The 18,339-nt window shown below is 73.4% G+C and carries 19 protein-coding genes, 1 other RNA gene and 1 pseudogene; 17 read left to right on the top strand and 4 right to left on the bottom strand.

Translation table 11 applies throughout. The features are described from left to right. The 6 genes and pseudogenes from ACFP6A_RS05095 to ssrA form a co-directional block, all read left to right on the top strand. A pseudogene (locus ACFP6A_RS05095) lies at positions 1 to 924 on the top strand (hypothetical protein); the annotation flags it as partial. 94 nt (positions 925 to 1,018) lie between these two features. Next, positions 1,019 to 1,708: a cell division ATP-binding protein FtsE gene (ftsE, locus tag ACFP6A_RS05100; RefSeq protein ID WP_379602042.1), complete on the top strand. Its 690-nt coding sequence runs from the start codon at positions 1,019 to 1,021 to the stop codon at positions 1,706 to 1,708. A gap of 18 nt (positions 1,709 to 1,726) precedes the next feature. Further along, complete coding sequence (gene ftsX / locus ACFP6A_RS05105) at positions 1,727 to 2,638, top strand: permease-like cell division protein FtsX (RefSeq protein ID WP_379602044.1); 912 nt, start codon at positions 1,727 to 1,729, stop codon at positions 2,636 to 2,638. A gap of 49 nt (positions 2,639 to 2,687) precedes the next feature. After that, positions 2,688 to 4,070 (top strand): peptidoglycan DD-metalloendopeptidase family protein, encoded by a 1,383-nt coding sequence (locus tag ACFP6A_RS05110; RefSeq protein ID WP_379602045.1) that lies wholly within the window; start codon positions 2,688 to 2,690, stop codon positions 4,068 to 4,070. Between the two features lie 86 nt (positions 4,071 to 4,156). Continuing rightward, entirely contained in the window at positions 4,157 to 4,639 is a 483-nt protein-coding gene (gene smpB / locus ACFP6A_RS05115; RefSeq protein ID WP_379602175.1) for an SsrA-binding protein SmpB, read from the top strand. Between the two features lie 132 nt (positions 4,640 to 4,771). After that, positions 4,772 to 5,140: a transfer-messenger RNA gene (gene ssrA, locus ACFP6A_RS05120) on the top strand. 298 nt (positions 5,141 to 5,438) lie between these two features. Here the strand turns inward: ssrA and ACFP6A_RS05125 are convergent. Both ACFP6A_RS05125 and ACFP6A_RS05130 read right to left on the bottom strand, forming a co-directional pair. Continuing rightward, a complete protein-coding gene (locus tag ACFP6A_RS05125; protein ID WP_379602046.1) occupies positions 5,439 to 5,675 on the bottom strand; it encodes a hypothetical protein in 237 nt (78 codons plus the stop codon). Further along, a complete protein-coding gene (locus tag ACFP6A_RS05130) occupies positions 5,662 to 6,096 on the bottom strand; it encodes a universal stress protein (protein ID WP_379602047.1) in 435 nt (144 codons plus the stop codon). Before ACFP6A_RS05130 ends, ACFP6A_RS05125 begins: the two co-directional genes overlap by 14 nt. A 127-nt stretch (positions 6,097 to 6,223) precedes the next feature. Between ACFP6A_RS05130 and ACFP6A_RS05135 the strand changes: the two genes are divergently transcribed. Then, complete coding sequence (locus ACFP6A_RS05135) at positions 6,224 to 7,246, top strand: magnesium transporter (protein ID WP_379602049.1); 1,023 nt, start codon at positions 6,224 to 6,226, stop codon at positions 7,244 to 7,246. A gap of 7 nt (positions 7,247 to 7,253) precedes the next feature. On the opposite strand, the gene ACFP6A_RS05140 is transcribed toward ACFP6A_RS05135, so the two are convergent. Next, positions 7,254 to 8,618, bottom strand: a complete 1,365-nt coding sequence (locus tag ACFP6A_RS05140; protein WP_379602050.1) for an MBL fold metallo-hydrolase RNA specificity domain-containing protein — start codon at positions 8,616 to 8,618, stop codon at positions 7,254 to 7,256. A 70-nt stretch (positions 8,619 to 8,688) separates the two neighbouring features. Continuing rightward, positions 8,689 to 9,468 carry a GntR family transcriptional regulator gene (locus ACFP6A_RS05145; protein ID WP_379602052.1) on the bottom strand — a complete coding sequence of 260 codons (780 nt, stop codon included), beginning with the start codon at positions 9,466 to 9,468 and terminating at the stop codon, positions 8,689 to 8,691. Between the two features lie 132 nt (positions 9,469 to 9,600). Here ACFP6A_RS05145 and ACFP6A_RS05150 point away from each other — a divergent pair, with 132 nt between their 5' ends. From ACFP6A_RS05150 to ACFP6A_RS05195, 10 genes are all read left to right on the top strand, one after another. After that, positions 9,601 to 11,028: a diguanylate cyclase domain-containing protein gene (locus ACFP6A_RS05150; protein ID WP_379602053.1), complete on the top strand. Its 1,428-nt coding sequence runs from the start codon at positions 9,601 to 9,603 to the stop codon at positions 11,026 to 11,028. A gap of 81 nt (positions 11,029 to 11,109) precedes the next feature. Continuing rightward, the gene (locus tag ACFP6A_RS05155) at positions 11,110 to 12,591 is read left to right on the top strand and encodes an NAD-dependent malic enzyme (protein ID WP_379602055.1); all 1,482 of its coding nucleotides are present in this window, start codon (positions 11,110 to 11,112) and stop codon (positions 12,589 to 12,591) included. A 102-nt stretch (positions 12,592 to 12,693) separates the two neighbouring features. After that, positions 12,694 to 13,722 (top strand): extracellular solute-binding protein, encoded by a 1,029-nt coding sequence (locus tag ACFP6A_RS05160; protein ID WP_379602056.1) that lies wholly within the window; start codon positions 12,694 to 12,696, stop codon positions 13,720 to 13,722. A 20-nt stretch (positions 13,723 to 13,742) separates the two neighbouring features. After that, positions 13,743 to 15,323, top strand: a complete 1,581-nt coding sequence (locus ACFP6A_RS05165) for an ABC transporter permease (RefSeq protein ID WP_379602057.1) — start codon at positions 13,743 to 13,745, stop codon at positions 15,321 to 15,323. Next, positions 15,320 to 16,369, top strand: a complete 1,050-nt coding sequence (locus ACFP6A_RS05170; RefSeq protein ID WP_379602058.1) for an ABC transporter ATP-binding protein — start codon at positions 15,320 to 15,322, stop codon at positions 16,367 to 16,369. Before ACFP6A_RS05165 ends, ACFP6A_RS05170 begins: the two co-directional genes overlap by 4 nt. A 2-nt stretch (positions 16,370 to 16,371) precedes the next feature. After that, positions 16,372 to 16,740 (top strand): VanZ family protein, encoded by a 369-nt coding sequence (locus tag ACFP6A_RS05175; RefSeq protein ID WP_379602060.1) that lies wholly within the window; start codon positions 16,372 to 16,374, stop codon positions 16,738 to 16,740. A 4-nt stretch (positions 16,741 to 16,744) separates the two neighbouring features. Further along, complete coding sequence (locus ACFP6A_RS05180) at positions 16,745 to 17,308, top strand: YqgE/AlgH family protein (protein ID WP_379602061.1); 564 nt, start codon at positions 16,745 to 16,747, stop codon at positions 17,306 to 17,308. Positions 17,309 to 17,341: 33 nt separating this feature from the next. Continuing rightward, positions 17,342 to 17,641 (top strand): DUF3039 domain-containing protein, encoded by a 300-nt coding sequence (locus ACFP6A_RS05185; protein ID WP_379602062.1) that lies wholly within the window; start codon positions 17,342 to 17,344, stop codon positions 17,639 to 17,641. Positions 17,642 to 17,711: 70 nt separating this feature from the next. Continuing rightward, positions 17,712 to 17,903 carry a ribbon-helix-helix protein, CopG family gene (locus ACFP6A_RS05190; RefSeq protein WP_379602177.1) on the top strand — a complete coding sequence of 64 codons (192 nt, stop codon included), beginning with the start codon at positions 17,712 to 17,714 and terminating at the stop codon, positions 17,901 to 17,903. Beyond that, positions 17,900 to 18,289, top strand: a complete 390-nt coding sequence (locus ACFP6A_RS05195) for a type II toxin-antitoxin system death-on-curing family toxin (RefSeq protein WP_379602063.1) — start codon at positions 17,900 to 17,902, stop codon at positions 18,287 to 18,289. Before ACFP6A_RS05190 ends, ACFP6A_RS05195 begins: the two co-directional genes overlap by 4 nt. Positions 18,290 to 18,339: the final 50 nt, after the last annotated feature.

Consider the following 18,339-nt stretch of genomic DNA (forward strand, 5'->3'; position numbering starts at 1 on the left):
GTACAGGTCACCGTGACGGCGTGCCCGACGCCGCCTCCTGCTCCGGAGCCGGAGTTGGGTGTGGTCGCTGCGCCGGACTGTGTGGCCGAGGGCGCTGTCGGTGGAACGGTGACGGTTCCGGTGAGCGCCGATGGTGCGACGGGGCTGTCGGTGAAGCTCACCGGTGGTGACTCTGTCGATGAGACCGAGGCCGTCGTGGACGGTTCGGTCGTGTTCGACGACGTTCCGGTCGGTTCCTACACGGTCACGCTGCTCAAGGGCGGTGAGGCCGTGGCGGGTCAGTCCGCGCAGGTCACCGTGACGGCGTGCCCGACGCCGCCTCCTGCTCCAAACCCGAACCCCATCACTAACGCTGCAGCGGCCGTCGACATCTGCGTCGACGAGGGTGTCCAGGTCGATTTGTCGAACAAGGGCTCGGGTGTCAACAGGGCTGTCACATTCCTCGTCTCGGTGAACGGTGTGACCCGCTCCGTCGAGGTCCCAGCCCAGGGCGAGAAGGCTGAGGTCTTCCCGGCAGAGGAGGACGCGGCGGTCACTGTGGTCGTCACCGCGGGCGACAAGGTCATCCACCAGCTCACCGACCTGCGCGACTGTGTCGAGGTTCAGCCTGGCGAGGAGGAGGAGCCGCCGGCGGAGGAGCCGGCCCCGGAGCCCCCTGCTGAAGAGCCGCCCGCTGGGGAAGAGCAGCCGCAGCAGGAGCAGCCTGCCGAGGAAGAGGAAGAGCAGCCGCAGGAGCAGCCGGAGACCGCGGTCCTCGGCACGAAGCTCCCGGCCGTCCAGCCGAATACCTCGGCACAGACCGGGCAGCTACCGCGGACCGGCACCGACCCGACCGGGCTGCTCGCCCTCGCTCTCGGCCTCTTGGCGGCCGGCGCAGCGGGGATGATCGGCAGCAGCCTGATCGGACGGCGCCGCCGCGCCTGACGGCAGACCACTCACCGGTGGTGGCCCCGGTGGCCCGACACGCGAGTGTCGGTCCGCCGGGGCCTCGTCGTGATCCGCCCGTAGACTCCGGCCAGTGATCCGGTTCGAGCACGTCTCCAAGATCTACGACCGCACGTCGCGGCCGGCTCTGGACGACGTGACCCTGGACATCGAGCGCGGCGAATTCGTCTTTCTCGTCGGCGCCTCCGGCTCGGGCAAGTCCACCTTCCTGCGTCTTGTGCTCAAGGAGGAGGAGGCCACCCGCGGGACCGTCTGGGTCGCCGGCAAGAACGTCGCGAAGCTCTCCTCGTGGAAGGTGCCGCAGCTGCGGCGCCAGATCGGCGTCGTGTTCCAGGACTTCCGGCTGCTGCCGAACAAGACGGTCTACGAGAACGTCGCCTTCGCGCTCCAGGTGATCGGAAAGTCCCGCCACCACATCGCCCAGACCGTCCCGGAGACCCTCGAGCTCGTCGGCCTGGCCGGCAAGGAGCGCCGGCTGCCGCACGAGCTGTCCGGCGGTGAGCAGCAGCGCGTCGCCATCGCCCGGGCCTTCGTCAACCGCCCCGCCATCCTGCTCGCCGACGAGCCGACAGGGAACCTGGACCCCACGACGTCCGTGGGGATCATGCGCCTGCTCGACCGGATCAACCGCCACGGCACCACCGTCGTCATGGCCACCCACGACGACGAGATCGTCGACTCGATGCGCAAGCGCGTCGTCGAGCTGGACGACGGCGCGGTCGTCCGTGACCAGTCCCGCGGCGTCTACGGCTACTCCCGCTGACCCAGGACCTCACCCGCCATGCGACTCCAGTTCATCCTCAGCGAGATCCTCGTCGGCCTGCGCCGCAACCTCGCGATGACGATCTCCGTCGTCCTCGTGACCTTCGTGTCACTGACCTTCGTCGGCGCCGGCGCCCTGCTGCAGATGCAGATCGGCACGATGAAGGACTACTGGTACGACCGGGTCCAGGTGTCCATCTTCCTGTGCGTGGAGAACAGCGAGGCCCCCACCTGCGCCGAGGGCGAGGTAACCCAGGCCCAGCGCGACTCCATCGTCGCCGCCCTCGAGGGCCCGCTCGACCCGTACGTCGACGTCTACTACTACGAGTCCAAGGCCGAGGCGTACGAACGGTTCCGCGAGCAGTTCTCCGACTCCTCCATCGTCGACAACGTCACCGAGGACCAGATGCCGGACTCCTACCGGGTCAAGCTCGTCGACCCCGAGGAGTACCAGGTGGTCGCCGAGTACTTCACCGGCTACCCCGGAGTCGAGGAGGTGCAGGACCAGCGGCGGCTGCTCGACCAGTTCTTCGCCGTCCTCAACGCCTTCACCCTCGTGTCCGGCATCTTCGCCGCCGTCATGATCGTCGCCGCCGCCTTGCTGATCGCCACGACGATCCGGCTGTCCGCGTTCAGCCGCCGCCGAGAGACCGGGATCATGCGCCTGGTCGGTGCCTCGAAGTTGCTCATCCAGACGCCGTTCGTGCTCGAGGGCGTCCTCGCGGCGACGGTCGGCGCCGCGCTGGCGACGGCCGGGCTGTGGGGCGCGGTGCGCTACGGCGTCGAGGGCTGGCTCACCGAGAACCTGCCGCTGTTCAACTACATCGGCACCAGTGAGGTGCTCCTCGTCGCCCCTGCACTGTTCCTCATCGGAATCCTGCTCGCGGGCGTGTCCTCCGTCGTCACGCTGGGTCGATACCTCAAGGTGTAGATCACCACACCTGCGGCATGCCCCGGAGACGGACAAGGAGCACGACCCGATGAGACGACCTCGTCCAGCACGCCTGGCCGGGGCGACCCTCACCGCGGCGCTGGCCGCGGGCCTCCTGGTCGCCACCCCCGCCGCCCAGGCGGCGGACCCGTGGGAGCGTAAGCAGCAGGTCGAGCAGGACATCGAGGACCTCGAGCACGCCCTGGAGGAGAGCTCCGCGGAGCTGCGCGCCGCCGCCGTGGCCCTGCAGAAGACCGAGCAGCGCCTCCCTGTGGCCCAGGCCGAGCTCGAGCAGGCCCAGGCAGCCGCCGCCGAGGCGAAGGCCAAGGACGTCGAGCTGGCCGGCCGGCTGGCCGCAGCCACCGAGTCCGAGGTCAAGGCCGTCGAGGCGATCGCGGACGGCGAGGCCGAGGTGGCCGCCGCGCGCACCGCCCTCGGTCAGATCGCCGCCCAGGCCTACCGGGGCGGGACCATCAACCCCACCCTCGCCCTGGTCCTGGACGCGCAGAGCCCGACCGACTTCGCCGACCGCTACGTGCTCGTCGACACCGCCCTGCGCACCCAGAACGGCGCGCTGGCCCGGCTCAACGAGCAGCAGGCGCTGCGCGCCCACTCCGAGGCCCGGCTGGCCGCCGTCCAGGACGAGATCGAGCGGCTCAAGGCCGAGGCCGCGGCCAACCTGGCGGCCGCCCGGCAGGCCGAGTCGGACGCCGCCGACCGCAAGGCCGAGATCGAGGCGCTCAAGGCCGAGCAGGCCGAGGCGGTCGCCGTCATCGAGGCCCGCCGTGAGAGCGAGATGCAGCGCCTCGACCAGGCCGAGGCGGACCGGGCCGCCCTCGAGGCCGAGATCCGCCGGATCGAGGAGGAGCGTCGCCGCCAGGAGGAGGAGCGCCGCCGCCAGGAGGAGCTGCGCAAGCAGCGCGAGGCCGAGCGCCGTGCCCAGGAGGCCCGCGAGCGAGAGGCGGCCGAGGACCGGGCCCCCTCGCGCGGCCGCAGCGCCGAGCGCGCCCCCGCTCCGGCACCCGAGCCCGCTCCGGCAGCCGACGGGTTGTCCTGGCCGGTGAACGCCCGGATCAGCTCGCACTACGGCTACCGGATCCACCCGATCTACAACACCCGCCGGCTGCACGCCGGCACCGACTTCGCCGCCTCCTGCGGCACCCCGGTGCGCGCCGCCGCCGACGGGACGGTGATCCGGGCCGGGGTGAACGGCGGCTACGGCAACCAGATCGTCGTCCACCACGGCACCCTGCGCGGGCAGGGCGTCGCGTCGTCCTACAACCACCTGTCCGGTTACGCCGTCCGGGGTGGCAGCGTCTCGCGCGGCCAGGTGATCGGGTACGTCGGGACGACGGGCACGTCCACCGGCTGCCACCTGCACTTCGAGGTGTACGTCAACGGGTCGACCCAGAACCCGATGAACTGGCTGTAGCCCCCGGCATAGACTCGCCGACCGGTCCGTTGCTCCTGCACGGGCTGGCCATCGACGTGCCGGACGACGAGGAGAGGAGGGTAGCCGTGCCGAAGAAGTCGCCGGAGGACCGCAAGGTCGTCGCGACCAACCGCAAGGCCCGCCACGACTACCTCGTCGTCGACACCTACGAGGCCGGCCTCGTGCTGACCGGTACCGAGGTCAAGGCTCTGCGCGCCGGCCGCGCCTCGCTCGTCGACGGGTTCGCCTCCATCGACGGCGGCGAGGCGTGGCTGGAGAACGTCTACATCCCGGAGTACTCCCAGGGCACGTGGACAAACCACGCGCCGCGGCGCAAGCGCAAGCTGCTGCTGCACCGCGTCGAGATCGACAAGCTCGCCGGCAAGAGCCGCGAGACCGGCTACACGCTCGTGCCGCTGCAGCTGTACTTCAAGGACGGCCGGGCCAAGGTCGAGATCGCGCTGGCCAAGGGCAAGAAGGAGTACGACAAGCGGCAGACGCTGCGCGCCAGGCAGGACGCGCGCGAGGCCCAGCGGGCGATGTCGCTGCGCGCCAAGATGGGCGAGTGAGCCCGCCGCCTCGAGGCGGCCAGGTGCGGCTGGGCGACGGCTGGAATGCCGGGTGCGCCCGGTCCGTTGAGGGGAGTAACCTGCCGTGTCGTCGGGATCCTTGGACGCCGGCGCGGCAGGACAACTCAACAGGGGGGTGACAGGTTTCGACGTCGGATGTCGAACCAGGGGAAGCGGGTCGAGAAGACGGCGTCATCTCGTAAACGCTCGCCGTAAACCATAGGTGCCGATTCCAAGCGCACCGACCTCGCCCTCGCCGCCTGAGCGAGCGTTGAGGTCTGTCAGCCCGGGAGTGCTCTCGGCCCGGTAGCTGGCATCGACTAGAGAGCCACTGCTCGTAGCCTTCGTCGTCGGGGCTACGGGGACACCTAGACGACTGGGCCCGGCAGCGAACTCGCCTGTGGGATCGCTGGGGCCGAGCAGACCGCAACACAGGCTGCACCCGGAGAATCCCTGGGGGTACGACGACGGACGCGGGTTCGATTCCCGCCACCTCCACCCCTGTGACCTGAAAGAACGGGTCATGTACACAGGAAGGTAGCGATCCGTGAATGCGGAGAGCTACCTTCCTGTGTTCCGGCAGGCATCTGGGAACCACCTACTGCTGGACAGATTAGGTCCATCGGCCGACGTGCTCGGTCGGACCACGATGCCGACCGCCGTCATCGCCGTGGACCTCGCCGAGTCGCTCGAGGTAAGGGAGCGGTCGGCTGGCCACCGTGTGCTCGAGGACCTGCTTCGATGACGCCGCGCCGTGTCATCGCGCCGCCTGGCGGCTGGGCGGCCCCGTGGCCGTTCGTCACCGGCGGTGTCGCCTCGCCAGCGCCCACCCGGCCGCCGCGCCGACGACCGTCAGCGCGGGTACCGCGTTCCACAGTGCTCCCTGCAGCTCCCGCGCTACTCCGGTGCTGCGCTCCAGCACCGGACTGCCGAGGGCGTAGAGCGCCCAGCCGGCGAGCAGCCCGACGACCGCACCGACCACCACGCCAGCGGCCCGGTGTCCTCGTCCCAGCGTCCTGGTGTCACGCGTCGTCATGGCGGATCACCAGCACCGGGCAGGGCGCGTGGTGCACGCAGTAGCCCGCGGTGGACCCCAGGTGCATCCCGGGGACCTCACCGTGGCCGTGGCTGCCGATGACGAGCAGCTCCGCCCCTCGGGCGGCCTTCGCGACCGCCGGTCCCGGCCGGCCCTGAACCATCACCCGCTCGATGGGGACGTCGTCCTCCTCGTCGAGCACCGACTCGACCACCTCGTTGAGGACCGTCTCGGCGGCCTGCTCGTAGGTCTCCTCGGTCGCGGTCGGGGCGAGGTAGACGAACGGCGACACGTCCCACGCGGCCACGGCCCGCACCTGAGCCCCGGTCCGGCGGGCCTGGTCCACCGCCCAGCGCAGTGCCTCTCGACTGCGCGGCGACCCGTCGATCCCCACGACGATCCGGCGTCCGTTGTCAGCCATCTCGGCTCCTCTCCTCGCTTCCGGGGTACGCGCCCGGCTGCCGGGCCGCCAGGGTCTGACGTCACCTGTCGCACGGTCCGCTCGCTCCCGTCGACCTGCCGGCGTCCGCGTGGGAGGGTGGCCGCCCGTGACGGCAGCCTCTGCGCACCACCCGGGGCAACCCGGTGAAGCCCCGGAGCCGGACGGCGGCGACGACCTCCTACCCGGTGCGATCGAGATGTACCTCGAGCGCGACGTCCCGGTCTGCACCCCGACCGACACAGCCGCCGACCTGCGCGCCCTGCTGACCTCCCGGCCCTGGCCGTCCGTCGCCGACGTCGCCGTCTGCTCCGGGCCGCGTCTGGTCGGGCTCGTCCCCGTCGAGCGGGCCCTGGCCGCGCCGGACGGCGTCACGGCCGTGGACCTGATGGACGACGACCCCCCGGTCGTCGCCGTCCACGTCGACCAGGAGCGCGCCGCGTGGAAGGCGGTGAGGCACGGGGAGTCCTCGCTGGCCGTGTGCGACGAGGACGGACGCTTTCTCGGGCTGGTCCCGCCGGTCCGGCTGCTCGGCGTCCTGCTGGTGGAGCACGAAGAGGACCTGGCCCGGCTCGGCGGGTACCTGGCCTCGACCGCCGGGGCCCGGCACGCCACCGAGGAGCCGTTGCGGGACCGGTTGTGGCACCGCCTGCCGTGGCTGCTGCTCGGCCTCCTCGGCTCCGCGGTCGCGGCGTGGCTCGTCGGCGGGTTCGAGGCCGAGCTCGCCCGCGACGTCCGGCTGGCGTTCTTCATCCCGGGTGTCGTGTACATGGCCGACGCGGTCGGCACCCAGACCGAGGCGCTCGTCGTTCGGGGTCTGTCCGTGGGGATGCCGCTGCGCCGCGTCTACCGGCTCGAGGCGGTCACCGGTCTGCTCGTCGGCCTGATCGTCGCCGCCGCGGCCCTGCCGGCCGTGTGGTGGGCGCTCGGCTCCGCCCGGCTCGCGGTCGCCGTCGCCCTCTCCCTCGTCGCCGCCTGCTCGATCGCGACGGTCGTCGCCATGCTGCTGCCGTGGCTGCTGCACCGCCGCGGCCTGGATCCCGCGTTCGGCAGCGGGCCGCTCGCCACCGTCGTGCAGGACCTGCTGTCGCTGCTCGTCTACTTCGGCGTCGTCGTGCTCATCCTGACCTGAGGCCCGGCTACAGCCGGACCACTTCGCCGGGTCGCGGCGGGACGGCGAGAACGCCGAGCTCGTCCTCCAGCCGGTCCGCCAGGGCGGCCGAGGCGGCCGGTTCCCCGTGGACGACGTAGACGACCGCGGGAGGCCGGGGCGCCCCACGCACCCAGTCGACGAGCTCGCTGGCGTCGGCGTGGCAGGAGAAGTCCCGCACCTCCACCACCTCGGCGCGTACCGGGACGTACCGGCCGTGCATCTTCAGCCGCCGGGCCCCCTCGAGCAGGTCCCGACCGCGGGTGCCGGGCGCCTGGAACCCGGTGAGCACCACCGTGTTCCGCGGGTCCGGCAGCAGGTGCTTGAGGTGGTGGACGACGCGGCCGCCGGCCGCCATCCCGGACGCCGACACGATGATGCACGGCAGCGCCGGGGCGTTGAGCCGCATCGACTCCTCCACCGTGCGCGCCTCCCGGACGTCGCTGCGGTCGAGCAGCGTCCGCGCGTCCGGTCGCACGTCGGGGTGCCCCTCGCGCAGCGCCGTCCGGTAGATCCGCAGCGACGCCAGCGCCATCGGACTGTCGACGACCACCGGGACGTCGGGGATCTCGCCGGCGCTCCGCAGCCGCTCCAGCTCGGCGAGGACGAGCTCGGTGCGGTCCACTGCGAACGCCGGGACGAGCACCACCCCGCCGCGCCGCACCGTCCGGCGGATCGCGCCCGCCAGCACCTCCGGGTCCGGCTCCGGGTGCTCCCGGTCACCGTAGGTCGACTCCAGCACGACCGCGTCCACCTCCGGCAGCGGCGCCGGCGGGGACAGCAGGGCGTGCACCGGCCGGCCCAGGTCGCCGCTGAACACCACCCGCCGGCCGCCGGCGACGACGAGGACCGTGGCCGAGCCGAGGATGTGCCCGGCGGGGGACAGCAGCACCTCCAGGCCGGGAGCCGGTCGGACCCGCTCGCCGAACGGCGTGGGCCGGAGCAGCGCGATCGCCCGCTCGGCGTCCGCGGCGTCGTACAGCGGCAGCGGCGGGTGGTGCTTGGAGTAGCCGGCTCCCGCGGCGTACCGCGCGTCCTCCTCCTGCAGGTGGGCGCTGTCGCGCAGCACGACCGCGACGAGCTCGGCGGTGTCCGGGGTGCACAGCACGGGACCGGAGAACCCGTCGCGCACCAGCCGCGGCAGGTACCCGCAGTGGTCCAGGTGGGCGTGGGTGAGGACGACGGCGGCCAGGCCGGAGGGGTCCAGCGGCAGCGGCTCCCAGTTGCGTCGCCGCAGCTCGCGCAGGCCCTGGAACAGGCCGCAGTCCACGAGCAGCCGGGAACCCTCCTGCTCGAGGAGGAACTTGCTGCCGGTCACCGTGCCGGTGCCGCCGAGGAACGTCAGCGTGGCCACGACGTCAGCGTGCTCACGCTCGGTGCGTGGCGGCAGGGCCGGAGGACTCTCGGTCGGGGCGGGCCGGCGCTCAGACCTGCGGGACCGCCAGGTCCATCCGGTACCCGCGGCGGGTGCTCCACTCGGCGACGACCGCGAACCGGTCACCGCGGACCAGGGTGGTCCGGTACTCCACCGGGTCGCCGTCCAGCTCGCCGGTCCGGGCGATCCTCAGCGCCGCGACGTCCGGGACGCCGGTCAGACCGAGCAGCTCCCGCTCGGCGTCGTCCGGCAGGACCGCCTGGATCCGTTCTCGGCCCCCGTTGAGCCGGACGCCGCTCGCCTGCGCCAGCACGTCGTAGACGCCGGTGCGGCTCAGGTCGGCCGCCAGCAGCGGGTCGCCCAGCGGCCGGCACAGCCAGACCCGGTCCAGCGCGAGCGGCTCGTCGTTCGCCAGCCGCAGCCGCTCGAGGTACACCAGCGGCTCGTCGGCGGGCCGGCCCAGCCGGCGGGCGACCTCGGCGTCCGAGCGGACGTCGAGGGCCCGCACCTGGGAGGTCTGCACCATCCCGCGTGCCTCCACCTCCCGGAACAGGGAGTAGATCGCTCCCAGCGGCTGGTCGATGCGCCCCGGCTGGACGAACGTGCCGCGTCCGCGCTCGGCCGACAGCAGGCCGTCGTCGCGCAGCCGGCGCAGAGCGTCGCGGACGGTGTGCCGGCTCACCCCGTACTGGGCCATGAGCTCGTGCTCGGTGGGGAACCGTTCGGTGAAGTCGCCGCCGTCCAGCCGGGCGACCAGGTCGTCGGCGAGCTGAGCCCACAGCGGCAGGGCGGAGGACCGGTCCAGGGCCCTCGTCGGTGCGGCGGTCACGGTGCCACCCTAGCCTCGCAGGCCGCCACGGCCCCGGGGTGAGGCGGGTGCCAGAGCCCGATCCGGTGAACCTGGTACCTCCACGGGTGCCGTGGGCCGATACTGAGCCCGGACAGGACGGGGACCACGCCCATGACGACGCCATCGCTGCACCGGCCGACGGCCGGCGACGGGCGCGTCGTCGCGACCGGGATGACCGGTACCGGCGCCCGCGACGTCCTCGTCTTCCGCCGGGTGGCACCCGGCTCCTGGGCGCACGTCGGCGGGTACGGCCGCGGCGACGGCTGGGCGGGCATCGTCGAGGCGGAGCGTTCCACCGAACCCTTGCTGCACCAGGCCCTCGACGACCCGGCCCCGGTGCGGGTCCTCGCCGCGTCGTCCGCCCGCATCGTCGGCCCCTACTACGCGTGCACCGCCGTGCTCCTGCACGTCACCGAGGACGTCGTCGTCGTGTGGGGGCACCCGGAGCGCAGCGAGGCGCTGATGGCCACCCCCGCCGACACGTTGCGCGAGGCATCGCTGGAGATCGCCGACGCGGTCACCCGCAGCACCGTCGCCCAGCGGCTCGGCGACGAGCTCGAGGTCCTCGGCGCCGTCCAGCGGATCACCGGGGGGCTCGGCCGCTCCTTCGGGCGCACCCTCGAGCACGTGGCCGACGTCACCGCCGACGCGATGCTCGCCCAGGTGGTGGTCGTGTGGACCGGCGACGGCCGGTGCGCGGTCGCCGACACCGGCTCCCCGGAGCGCGACCCCGCGGCGGACGTCGCGGACCCACGCGACGGGACCACCACGGCGCACGTGCTCCGGATCGCCCGGGACCTGCTCGCCCGTCACCCCGGGGGCGTCGTCGTGCAGGACGCCGCCACCGCGCCACTGCCGGTCCCGCTGTCCCCGCAGGACGGCGTCACCTCCTACCTGCTGCACCCCCTCGGGGAGGACCTCGGCGGCGGGCTGCTCGCCGTGTTCCGCGGTTCGGACCACTGCCGGTTCAACGACCTGTGCCGGCGGATGGCGGTGCAGATCGCCGACGCCGCGACCGTCCTGCTCCAGGTGGCCCAGGGCCGCGACCAGCTCGAAGGACGCCTCGACGACATCCGTGCCCGGCTGGAGCGGGACACCCTCACCGGGGTCGCGAGCCGGCACCGCTGGGAGGAGGAGCTCCTCGCCGTCCAGGAGCTCGTCGACACCGGCGTCCCGGTCACCGTCGCCCTGGTCGACCTCGACGAGCTCAAGGAGGTCAACGACACCCACGGGCACGCCGCCGGGGACGAGCTGCTGCGCACCGCCGCCCGCGCCCTGGGCTCCGGCCTGCGGGAGACCACCGACGTCGTCGCCCGCGTCGGCGGGGACGAGTTCGGCGTCCTCGTGCCTCGCGTCGCGGACGCCGCCGGGCTGGTCCGGCGGCTGCGCGCCGCGCTCGCCGAGGCCGTCACCCCGGACGGGCTGCCGGTGCGGGCCTCGGTCGGCGCCGCGTCCGCCGAGCCGGGGGACCCGGTGCAGCGGGTGGTCGAGCGGGCGGACCGGGAGATGTACGCGGACAAGCGGAGCCGCCGAGGCTGACCCGGACCTGAGCACCTGAGCACCTGAGCACCTGAGCAAGGCCTGAGCGACGCCGCGCTGCTGGTCCGCGATGATGGGGCCATGGCCTCCGTACCCAGCGTCTCGTACTCGATCACCGTCCGTCTCGAGGTGCCGGCCCGGCCCACCGCGGTCAGCGAGCTGACGACGGCGATCGAGGGCGCCGGCGGCGTGGTCACCGCACTCGACGTCACCGCCTCCGGCGCCGACCGGGTGCGGGTGGACGTCACCTGCGCGGCCCGCGACAGCGACCACAGCGTCGACCTCGTCGAGGCGCTGCGGGCCCTGCCCGGGGTGAGCATCGGCAAGGTCTCCGACCGGACGTTCCTCGCGCACATCGGGGGCAAGCTGTCGGTGGAGTCCCGGGTGCCGATCCGCAACCGCGACGACCTGTCCATGGTCTACACCCCCGGCGTCGCGCGGGTCTGCCAGGCCATCGCCGACAACCCCGAGGACGCCCGCCGGCTGACCATCAAGCGCAACACGGTCGCCGTCGTCACCGACGGCACCGCCGTCCTGGGTCTGGGTGACATCGGGCCGCTCGCCGCGCTGCCGGTGATGGAGGGCAAGGCGGCCCTGTTCAAGCGGTTCGGCGGCATCGACGCCTTCCCGCTGTGCCTGGACACCACCGACCCGGACGAGATCGTCGCCGTGGTCAAGGCCGTCGCGCCCGTGTTCGCCGGGATCAACCTCGAGGACATCTCCGCGCCGCGCTGCTTCGAGATCGAGCGCCGGCTGCGGGAGGAGCTCGACATCCCGGTGTTCCACGACGACCAGCACGGCACCGCCATCGTCACCCTGGCCGCCCTGACCAACGCGCTGAAGGTGGTCGGCAAGCGGATCGAGGACGTCCGCATCGTCATGGCCGGTGCCGGCGCCGCCGGCACCGCGGTGCTCAAGCTGCTGCTGGCGGCCGGCGCCCGCGACGTCGTGGTCGCCGACGAGTTCGGCGTCCTGCACCCGGGCCGCGACCGGCTCGACGTCTCCACCAGCTGGACCGCCGCGCACACGAACCCGCGCGGCGTCCAGGGCACGCTGCGTGAGGCGCTCGCCGGCGCCGACGTGTTCATCGGCCTGTCCGCACCGAACATTCTCACCGGGGACGACATCGAGACGATGGCCGAGGGCGCCGTCGTCTTCGCCCTGGCCAACCCGGTGCCCGAGGTGGACCCCGCGGACGCCGCCCGGCACGCCGCCGTGGTCGCCAGCGGCCGCAGCGACTTCGCCAACCAGATCAACAACGTGCTGGCCTTCCCGGGGGTGTTCCGCGGGCTGCTCGACGCCCAGTCCACGTCGATCACGACCGGCACGCTGCTCGCCGCCGCCTACGCGCTCGCCGCGGTCGTCACCGACGACGAGCTCAACGCCACCTACATCGTCCCGAGCGTGTTCCACCCGGACGTCGCGACCGTCGTCGCCGACGCCGTCCGGCGGGCCGTGCAGGCCGAGGAGCACGCCGACGCCCCGGCGCGGGTGGTCGCCGGTCGGGCCGCCACGGACGCCGCCGCCGCGGTCGCCGGGGGGAGGGCCTCGGCCGGCGCCTGAGCGGTCGCTTGTCCCCGGTTGAACAGGTAAGGCTGTCCTAAGTAGGGTGCCTCCGGCGGTCGCCCTGGAACCGCCGTCCCCGGATCCTGACGAGGAGAGCCTGTGAACGCCCCGCCCCGCACCCGGCTGCGCGCCCCCGTCGCGGCCGCCCTGACCGTCGTCCTCGCCGGTGGCCTGTCCGGCTGCGGCGCCTTCGGCGGGGAGGACGTGCTCACCGTGTACTCCGGGCGCAACGAGAACCTCGTCGGCCCCATCCTCGAGCAGCTCGAGGACGCCGTCGGCACCGAGGTCGAGGTCCGCTACGCCGGCTCCAGCGACCTGGCCGCCCAGCTGCTCGAGGAGGGCGAGAGCACCGACGCCGACCTGTTCTTCTCCCAGGACGCCGGCGCCCTCGGCGCCCTGGCCAAGGCCGGGCGCCTCGCGGAGCTGCCGCAGGACGTGCTGAGCCTGGTCCCGGAGCAGTACGCGGACGACGAGGGGCGCTGGGTCGCCACCTCCGCCCGCGCCCGGGTCGTCGCCTACGACCCGAGGCAGGCACCCGAGGCCGCCGAGATGACCAGCGTCGACGAGGTCCTCGACGAGCGGTACCGGGGGCTCATCGGCGTCGCGCCGACCAACGCGTCCTTCCAGTCCTTCGTCACCGCCCTGCGCCTGGACCGCGGCGAGGACGGCGCCCGCGAGTGGCTCGAGCGGCTCGTGGACCTCGACGTGCAGAAGTACGACAACAACATCGCCGTCCTGGACGCCGTGGACTCCGGCGAGGTGGCCCTCGGACTCATCAACCACTACTACTGGTACGAGCGGGTCGCCGAGCAGGGCGAGGACAACGTCAACGCCGAGATCCGCTTCCTCGACAGCGACGACCCCGGCGCCCTGATCAACGTCGCCGGCGTGGGCGTCATCGCCGGCTCCGAGCAGGAGGACGCCGCCCAGCGGGCGGTGGAGTTCCTGCTCTCCGAGGAGGCCCAGCAGTACTTCGCCGACAGCACCGCCGAGTACCCGGTGGTCGAGGGCATCACCTCCACCGAGCACGACCTCGAGCCGCTCGGCCAGGGCTCGAGCGTGGACCTCAACGACCTCGACTCCCTCGAGGAGACCCTCGACCTGCTCGACGAGGTGGGGCTGACCTGACTCTGATCGACGCGCCGACGGTGCCGCCGACCCAGCGGCGGCGCTGTCGGCGCCCCGCCACCGCCGGCCGCCCGCCGGCGGTGCTCGTCGTCCCCGCGGTCGTGGCCGCCGCGCTGGCGCTGCTGCCGATCGGGTACCTCCTCGTGCGCGCCGTCGAGGCCGGACCGGCCGCGGTCCTCGACACGCTGTGGCGGGACCGCACCTTCTGGCTCGTCGTGCGCAGTCTGGGGCTGGCCGCCGCGGTCACCGCGGCCGCCGTCGTCATCGGCGTCGTGCTGGCCTGGCTCACCACCCGCACCGACCTGCCCGGCCGGCGGGCCTGGAGCGTCGTGGCCGCCCTGCCGCTGGCGGTCCCCAGCTACGTGGCCGCGTACGCGTGGGTGTCGGTCGTCCCGTCCTCGGCGGGGTTCGGCGGCACCTGGTTGGTGCTCACGCTGAGCACCTACCCGTACGTCTACCTGCCGGTCGCCGCCGCGCTGAGCCGGACCGACCCCGCGCTGGAGGAGGTGTCCCGGTCCCTGGGCCGCAGCGCGCTGGCCACGTTCGTGTCGGTCACCGCCCGCCAGGTGCGCCCGGCCGCCGCGGCCGGCGCGCTGCTCGTCGCCCTCTACACGCTGAGCGACTTCGGCACCCCGTCGCTGATGCGCTACGACGTCTTCACCCGGGTCATCTACAGCTCCTACCAGGCCTCCTTCGACCGGACGCCTGCTGCGGTCCTGTCCATCGTGCTCGTCGTCATCACCATCGGCATCACCGTCGCCGAGGCCCGCAGCCGCGGCCGCGCCGAGCACGCCCGGGTCGGTGCCGGTGCCTCCCGCACCCCGCAGCTGCTGCGCCTCGGCCGCGGCCGGCCGCTCGCCCTGGCCACCACCGGTGGCGTGGCGGCCCTCGCGCTCGGCTACCCGGCCGTCGTCCTCGCCTACTGGGTGGTCCGCGGCCAGTCCGCCGGCGTCGACTGGGGCCGCCTCGTGCCCGCCGGCGCGTCCACCCTGTGGGTGTCGCTGCTCGGCGCGCTCGCCGCGACCGCGCTCGCCGTCCCCGTCGGGGTCCTCGCCGCCCGCTACACCGGACGCGGGGTGCGCATGCTCGAGCACGCCACCTACGCCGGGCACGCCCTGCCCGGCATCGTCGTCGCCCTGGCGCTGGTGTTCTTCGGCATCCGCTACGCCGAGCCGATCTACCAGCAGACCCCGCTGCTCGTGCTGGCCTACGCGGTGCTGTTCATGCCCGCTGCCATCGGCTCGGTGCGCGCCGCCGTCAGCCAGAGCCCGCCACGTCTCGAGGAGGTCGCCCGCTCCCTCGGGCGCACGCCCGCCGGGGTGCTGCGCGACGTCACCCTGCCGCTGGCCGGGCCCGGCATCGCCGCCGGCTTCGCCCTCGTCATGCTGACGACGATGAAGGAGCTGCCGGCCACCCTCCTGCTGCGCCCCACCGGGGTCGACACCCTGGCGACCGAGCTGTGGACGCAGACCGAGGTCGGCGCGTACGCCGCCGCCGCCCCGTACGCGGTGGCGCTCGTGCTGCTCGCCGCGGTCCCGACCTTCCTGATGTCCAGGGCCCAGGAGACACTGGTGAGCGACGCACGTGGAGGTGAGCGGTGAGGGACCTCAAGGTTCGGGGCCTGTGCAAGGCCTTCGGCAGCACCGAGGTGCTGCACGGCCTGGACCTCGACGTGCCCTCCGGGCAGCTCGCGGCCGTGCTCGGCCCCTCCGGCTGCGGCAAGACCACGTTGCTGCGCGTCGTCGCCGGCTTCGAGCGGGCGGACGCCGGCGAGGTGCACCTCGGCGGCCGGCTGCTGGCCGGGCCGGGGGTGCACGTACCGCCCGAGCACCGGGGCATCGGCGTCGTCCCGCAGGAGGGTGCGCTGTTCCCGCACCTCACCGTCGCCGAGAACGTGGCCTTCGGCCTGCCCCGGCGCGGCACCGGCTCCGGCCGGCGACGCCGCGAACGGGTCCGTGACCTGCTCGCCCTCGTCGGTCTCGGCGACCTCGGTGACCGGATGCCCTCCCAGCTCTCCGGCGGCCAGCAGCAGCGGGTGGCGCTGGCCCGCGCCCTCGCCCCCGACCCGGCGCTCGTCCTGCTCGACGAGCCGTTCTCCGCCCTGGACGCCGGCCTGCGGGCCGCCGTCCGGGAGGACGTGCGCACCGCGCTGCGGGCCACCGGCGCGACCGGACTGCTCGTCACCCACGACCAGGAGGAGGCCCTGTCCACCGCGGACCTCGTCGCCGTCGTCCGGGACGGGGTCGTCGTGCAGAGCGCTTCCCCCCAGCAGCTCTACTCCGCCCCCGGCGACCTCGACGTCGCCACCTTCGTCGGCGAGGCCGTCGTGCTGCCCGCCCGGGTGCGCGAGGGCGTCGCCGAGACCCCCCTGGGCCGACTGTCGCTGCTTCGCGGGGACGTCGCCGAGGGCCCGGGCCGGGTGGTGATCCGGCCCGAGCAGGTGCGGATGGTGCACTCCGGGGGCGGCACCACCGCCCGCGTCGTCGGCACCGTCTTCTACGGCCACGACGCGAGCGTCCGGCTGCAGGTGCCCGGCCCCGACGGCTCCCCCTTGCCGGTGCTGTGCCGCACCCAGGGTCCGCTGCCCACCACCGAGGAGATCGGCGTCGTCGTGGCCGGCCCGGTGTCCTTCTTCGCCGACACCTGACCGTGCCCCCGGCTGGTGCGCCCGGCGCGGCGCGGCGGCGCCGGCTGGTCCTGGCCGCGACGGTCGTCGTCCAGCTCGTCGTCCTGTACTGGCCCACGGTCGGCGACGGCTCCGGTCTGCCCGGTCTCGACAAGGCCGTGCACCTGCTCGTGTTCGCCGCCGTCGGCTGGGCCGGGCACCGCGCCGGTCTGCCGACCGGGCCGCTCGTCACGGTCCTGCTCGCGCACGCCGTGGTCAGCGAGACCGTCCAGCACCTCGCGCTGCCCGGCCGGGGCGGCGACCCGTGGGACGCGCTCGCCGACGCCGTCGGCACCGTGGTCGGCGTGGTCGTGGCGCAACAGGGCGGCCGGCGCCGCCGGCGGGCAGAATGAGGGCATGCGGGGCCAGGACCTGACCGGACGGCTCCTCGTCGCGACGCCGCGGCTCGTGCACGAGGAGTTCCGCCGCACCGTCGTCCTGCTGCTCGACCACGGTGAGGACGGTGCCCTCGGGGTCGTCGTCAACCGCCCCACCGAGATCGACGTGGACGCCGTCCTGCCGGTGTGGCAGCCGTTCGTCACCGTCCCCGGCCGGCTGTTCCAGGGCGGTCCGGTCGCCCTGGACTCCGCGCTCGGCCTGGTCTCGGTCCCCGGTGCGGCGGACGCCGAGCCGCTCGGCGTCCGCCGGCTCACCGGCAGCCTCGGCCTCGTCGACCTCGACACCCCGCCGGAGGTGGTCGTGCCCGAGCTGACCCGGCTGCGGATCTTCGCCGGCTACGCCGGGTGGGCGCCGGGCCAGCTGGAGAGCGAGATCGAGGACGGGTCCTGGTACGTCGTCGACGCCGAGCCGGGGGACGCGTTCACCGACACCCCCGAGCGGCTGTGGGCCGACGTGCTGCGCCGTCAGGGCGGCGACCTGGCACTCGTGGCGACGTTCCCCGAGGACCCGTCGCTCAACTGACGACGCCGGCGCAGCCCGCCTAGACTGGGGGTCATGACCGAGCAGCACCCGCAGCCGCAGCCCGCCTCCGACCCAGGAGAGCAGCGCACCGCCGTGCTCGAGCGTGAGCTCGTCGAGGAGCCGCAGCTGGCCGAGCCCGGCGACCACGAGCGCTTCGCGCACTACGTGAAGAAGGAGAAGATCCTCGAGTCGGCGCTGACCGGCGAGCCGGTGATCGCGCTGTGCGGCAAGGTCTGGGTCCCAGGCCGCGACCCGCAGCGCTTCCCGGTCTGCCCGGCGTGCAAGGAGATCTACGAGAGCCTGCCGGGCGGGGACGACGACGGCGACGGCTGAGCATGCTGCCGACGTCCGGCGACGCGTCCTGTGGTGACTGCTACCACGGTGGTACCGTGCCGTCGTGGCAATGACCCTTCGGCTCACCGACGAGGAGAGCGAGGCGCTGCGCGCGAAGGCCCAGGAGGAGGGGCGTTCGATGCAGGAGGTGGCCCGCACCGCCATCGCGCAGTACGTCTCCGAGCGGCCCCAGCGTCTGGCCGCCGCCATCAACCGGGTGCGCACGGAAGACCATGAGCTCCTCGAGCGTCTCAGCAGGTGAGCGGGGAGGAGTTTGACCTTCTCACCGTCGAGGACCTCCTTGAGATCGCAACGGGCGTGCTCGATGAGGTTGTGGTGAGGGACGCCGGACTCCTCGCCTCCGCGGCCGCACGTCCCTGGGTCACGATCTCGGGAGTTGACGCCTACCCGACCTTTGACGACAAGGCGGCTGCCCTCCTGCACTCACTGGTGCGCAACCACGCCCTCGTCGACGGCAACAAGCGCCTCGCCTGGGCTGCAACCCGCGTCTTCTACCTGCTCAACGGGTGCGACCTCGCGTACACCGTCGACGACGCTGAGCGCCTGATGGTTCGCGCGGCTGCCGGCGAGCTGGACGTGCCGGACATCGCCGGATGGCTGCGCACTCACGGCGCTGCTGAGTCGTAGCGTCGCCTTGGCTGCTGGGTGGCCGGGCTGAGCGGCTCCGGTCGCGGCTC

Source organism: Quadrisphaera sp. GCM10027208, assembly GCF_042658805.1.
Lineage (GTDB): Bacteria > Actinomycetota > Actinomycetes > Actinomycetales > SCSIO-59966 > SCSIO-59966.

Bases quoted from the DNA above. Each gene is read 5' to 3' on its own strand.
- ACFP6A_RS05130 (WP_379602047.1), bottom strand. From the start codon at position 6,096: ATGGCTGACAACGGACGCCGGATCGTCGTGGGGATCGACGGGTCGCCG.
- ACFP6A_RS05125 (WP_379602046.1), bottom strand. From the start codon at position 5,675: ATGACGACGCGTGACACCAGGACGCTGGGACGAGGACACCGGGCCGCT.
- ACFP6A_RS05190 (WP_379602177.1), top strand. From the start codon at position 17,712: ATGACCCTTCGGCTCACCGACGAGGAGAGCGAGGCGCTGCGCGCGAAG.
- ACFP6A_RS05150 (WP_379602053.1), top strand. From the start codon at position 9,601: ATGACGACGCCATCGCTGCACCGGCCGACGGCCGGCGACGGGCGCGTC.
- ACFP6A_RS05180 (WP_379602061.1), top strand. From the start codon at position 16,745: ATGCGGGGCCAGGACCTGACCGGACGGCTCCTCGTCGCGACGCCGCGG.
- ACFP6A_RS05185 (WP_379602062.1), top strand. From the start codon at position 17,342: ATGACCGAGCAGCACCCGCAGCCGCAGCCCGCCTCCGACCCAGGAGAG.
- ftsX (WP_379602044.1), top strand. From the start codon at position 1,727: ATGCGACTCCAGTTCATCCTCAGCGAGATCCTCGTCGGCCTGCGCCGC.
- ACFP6A_RS05155 (WP_379602055.1), top strand. From the start codon at position 11,110: ATGGCCTCCGTACCCAGCGTCTCGTACTCGATCACCGTCCGTCTCGAG.
- ACFP6A_RS05110 (WP_379602045.1), top strand. From the start codon at position 2,688: ATGAGACGACCTCGTCCAGCACGCCTGGCCGGGGCGACCCTCACCGCG.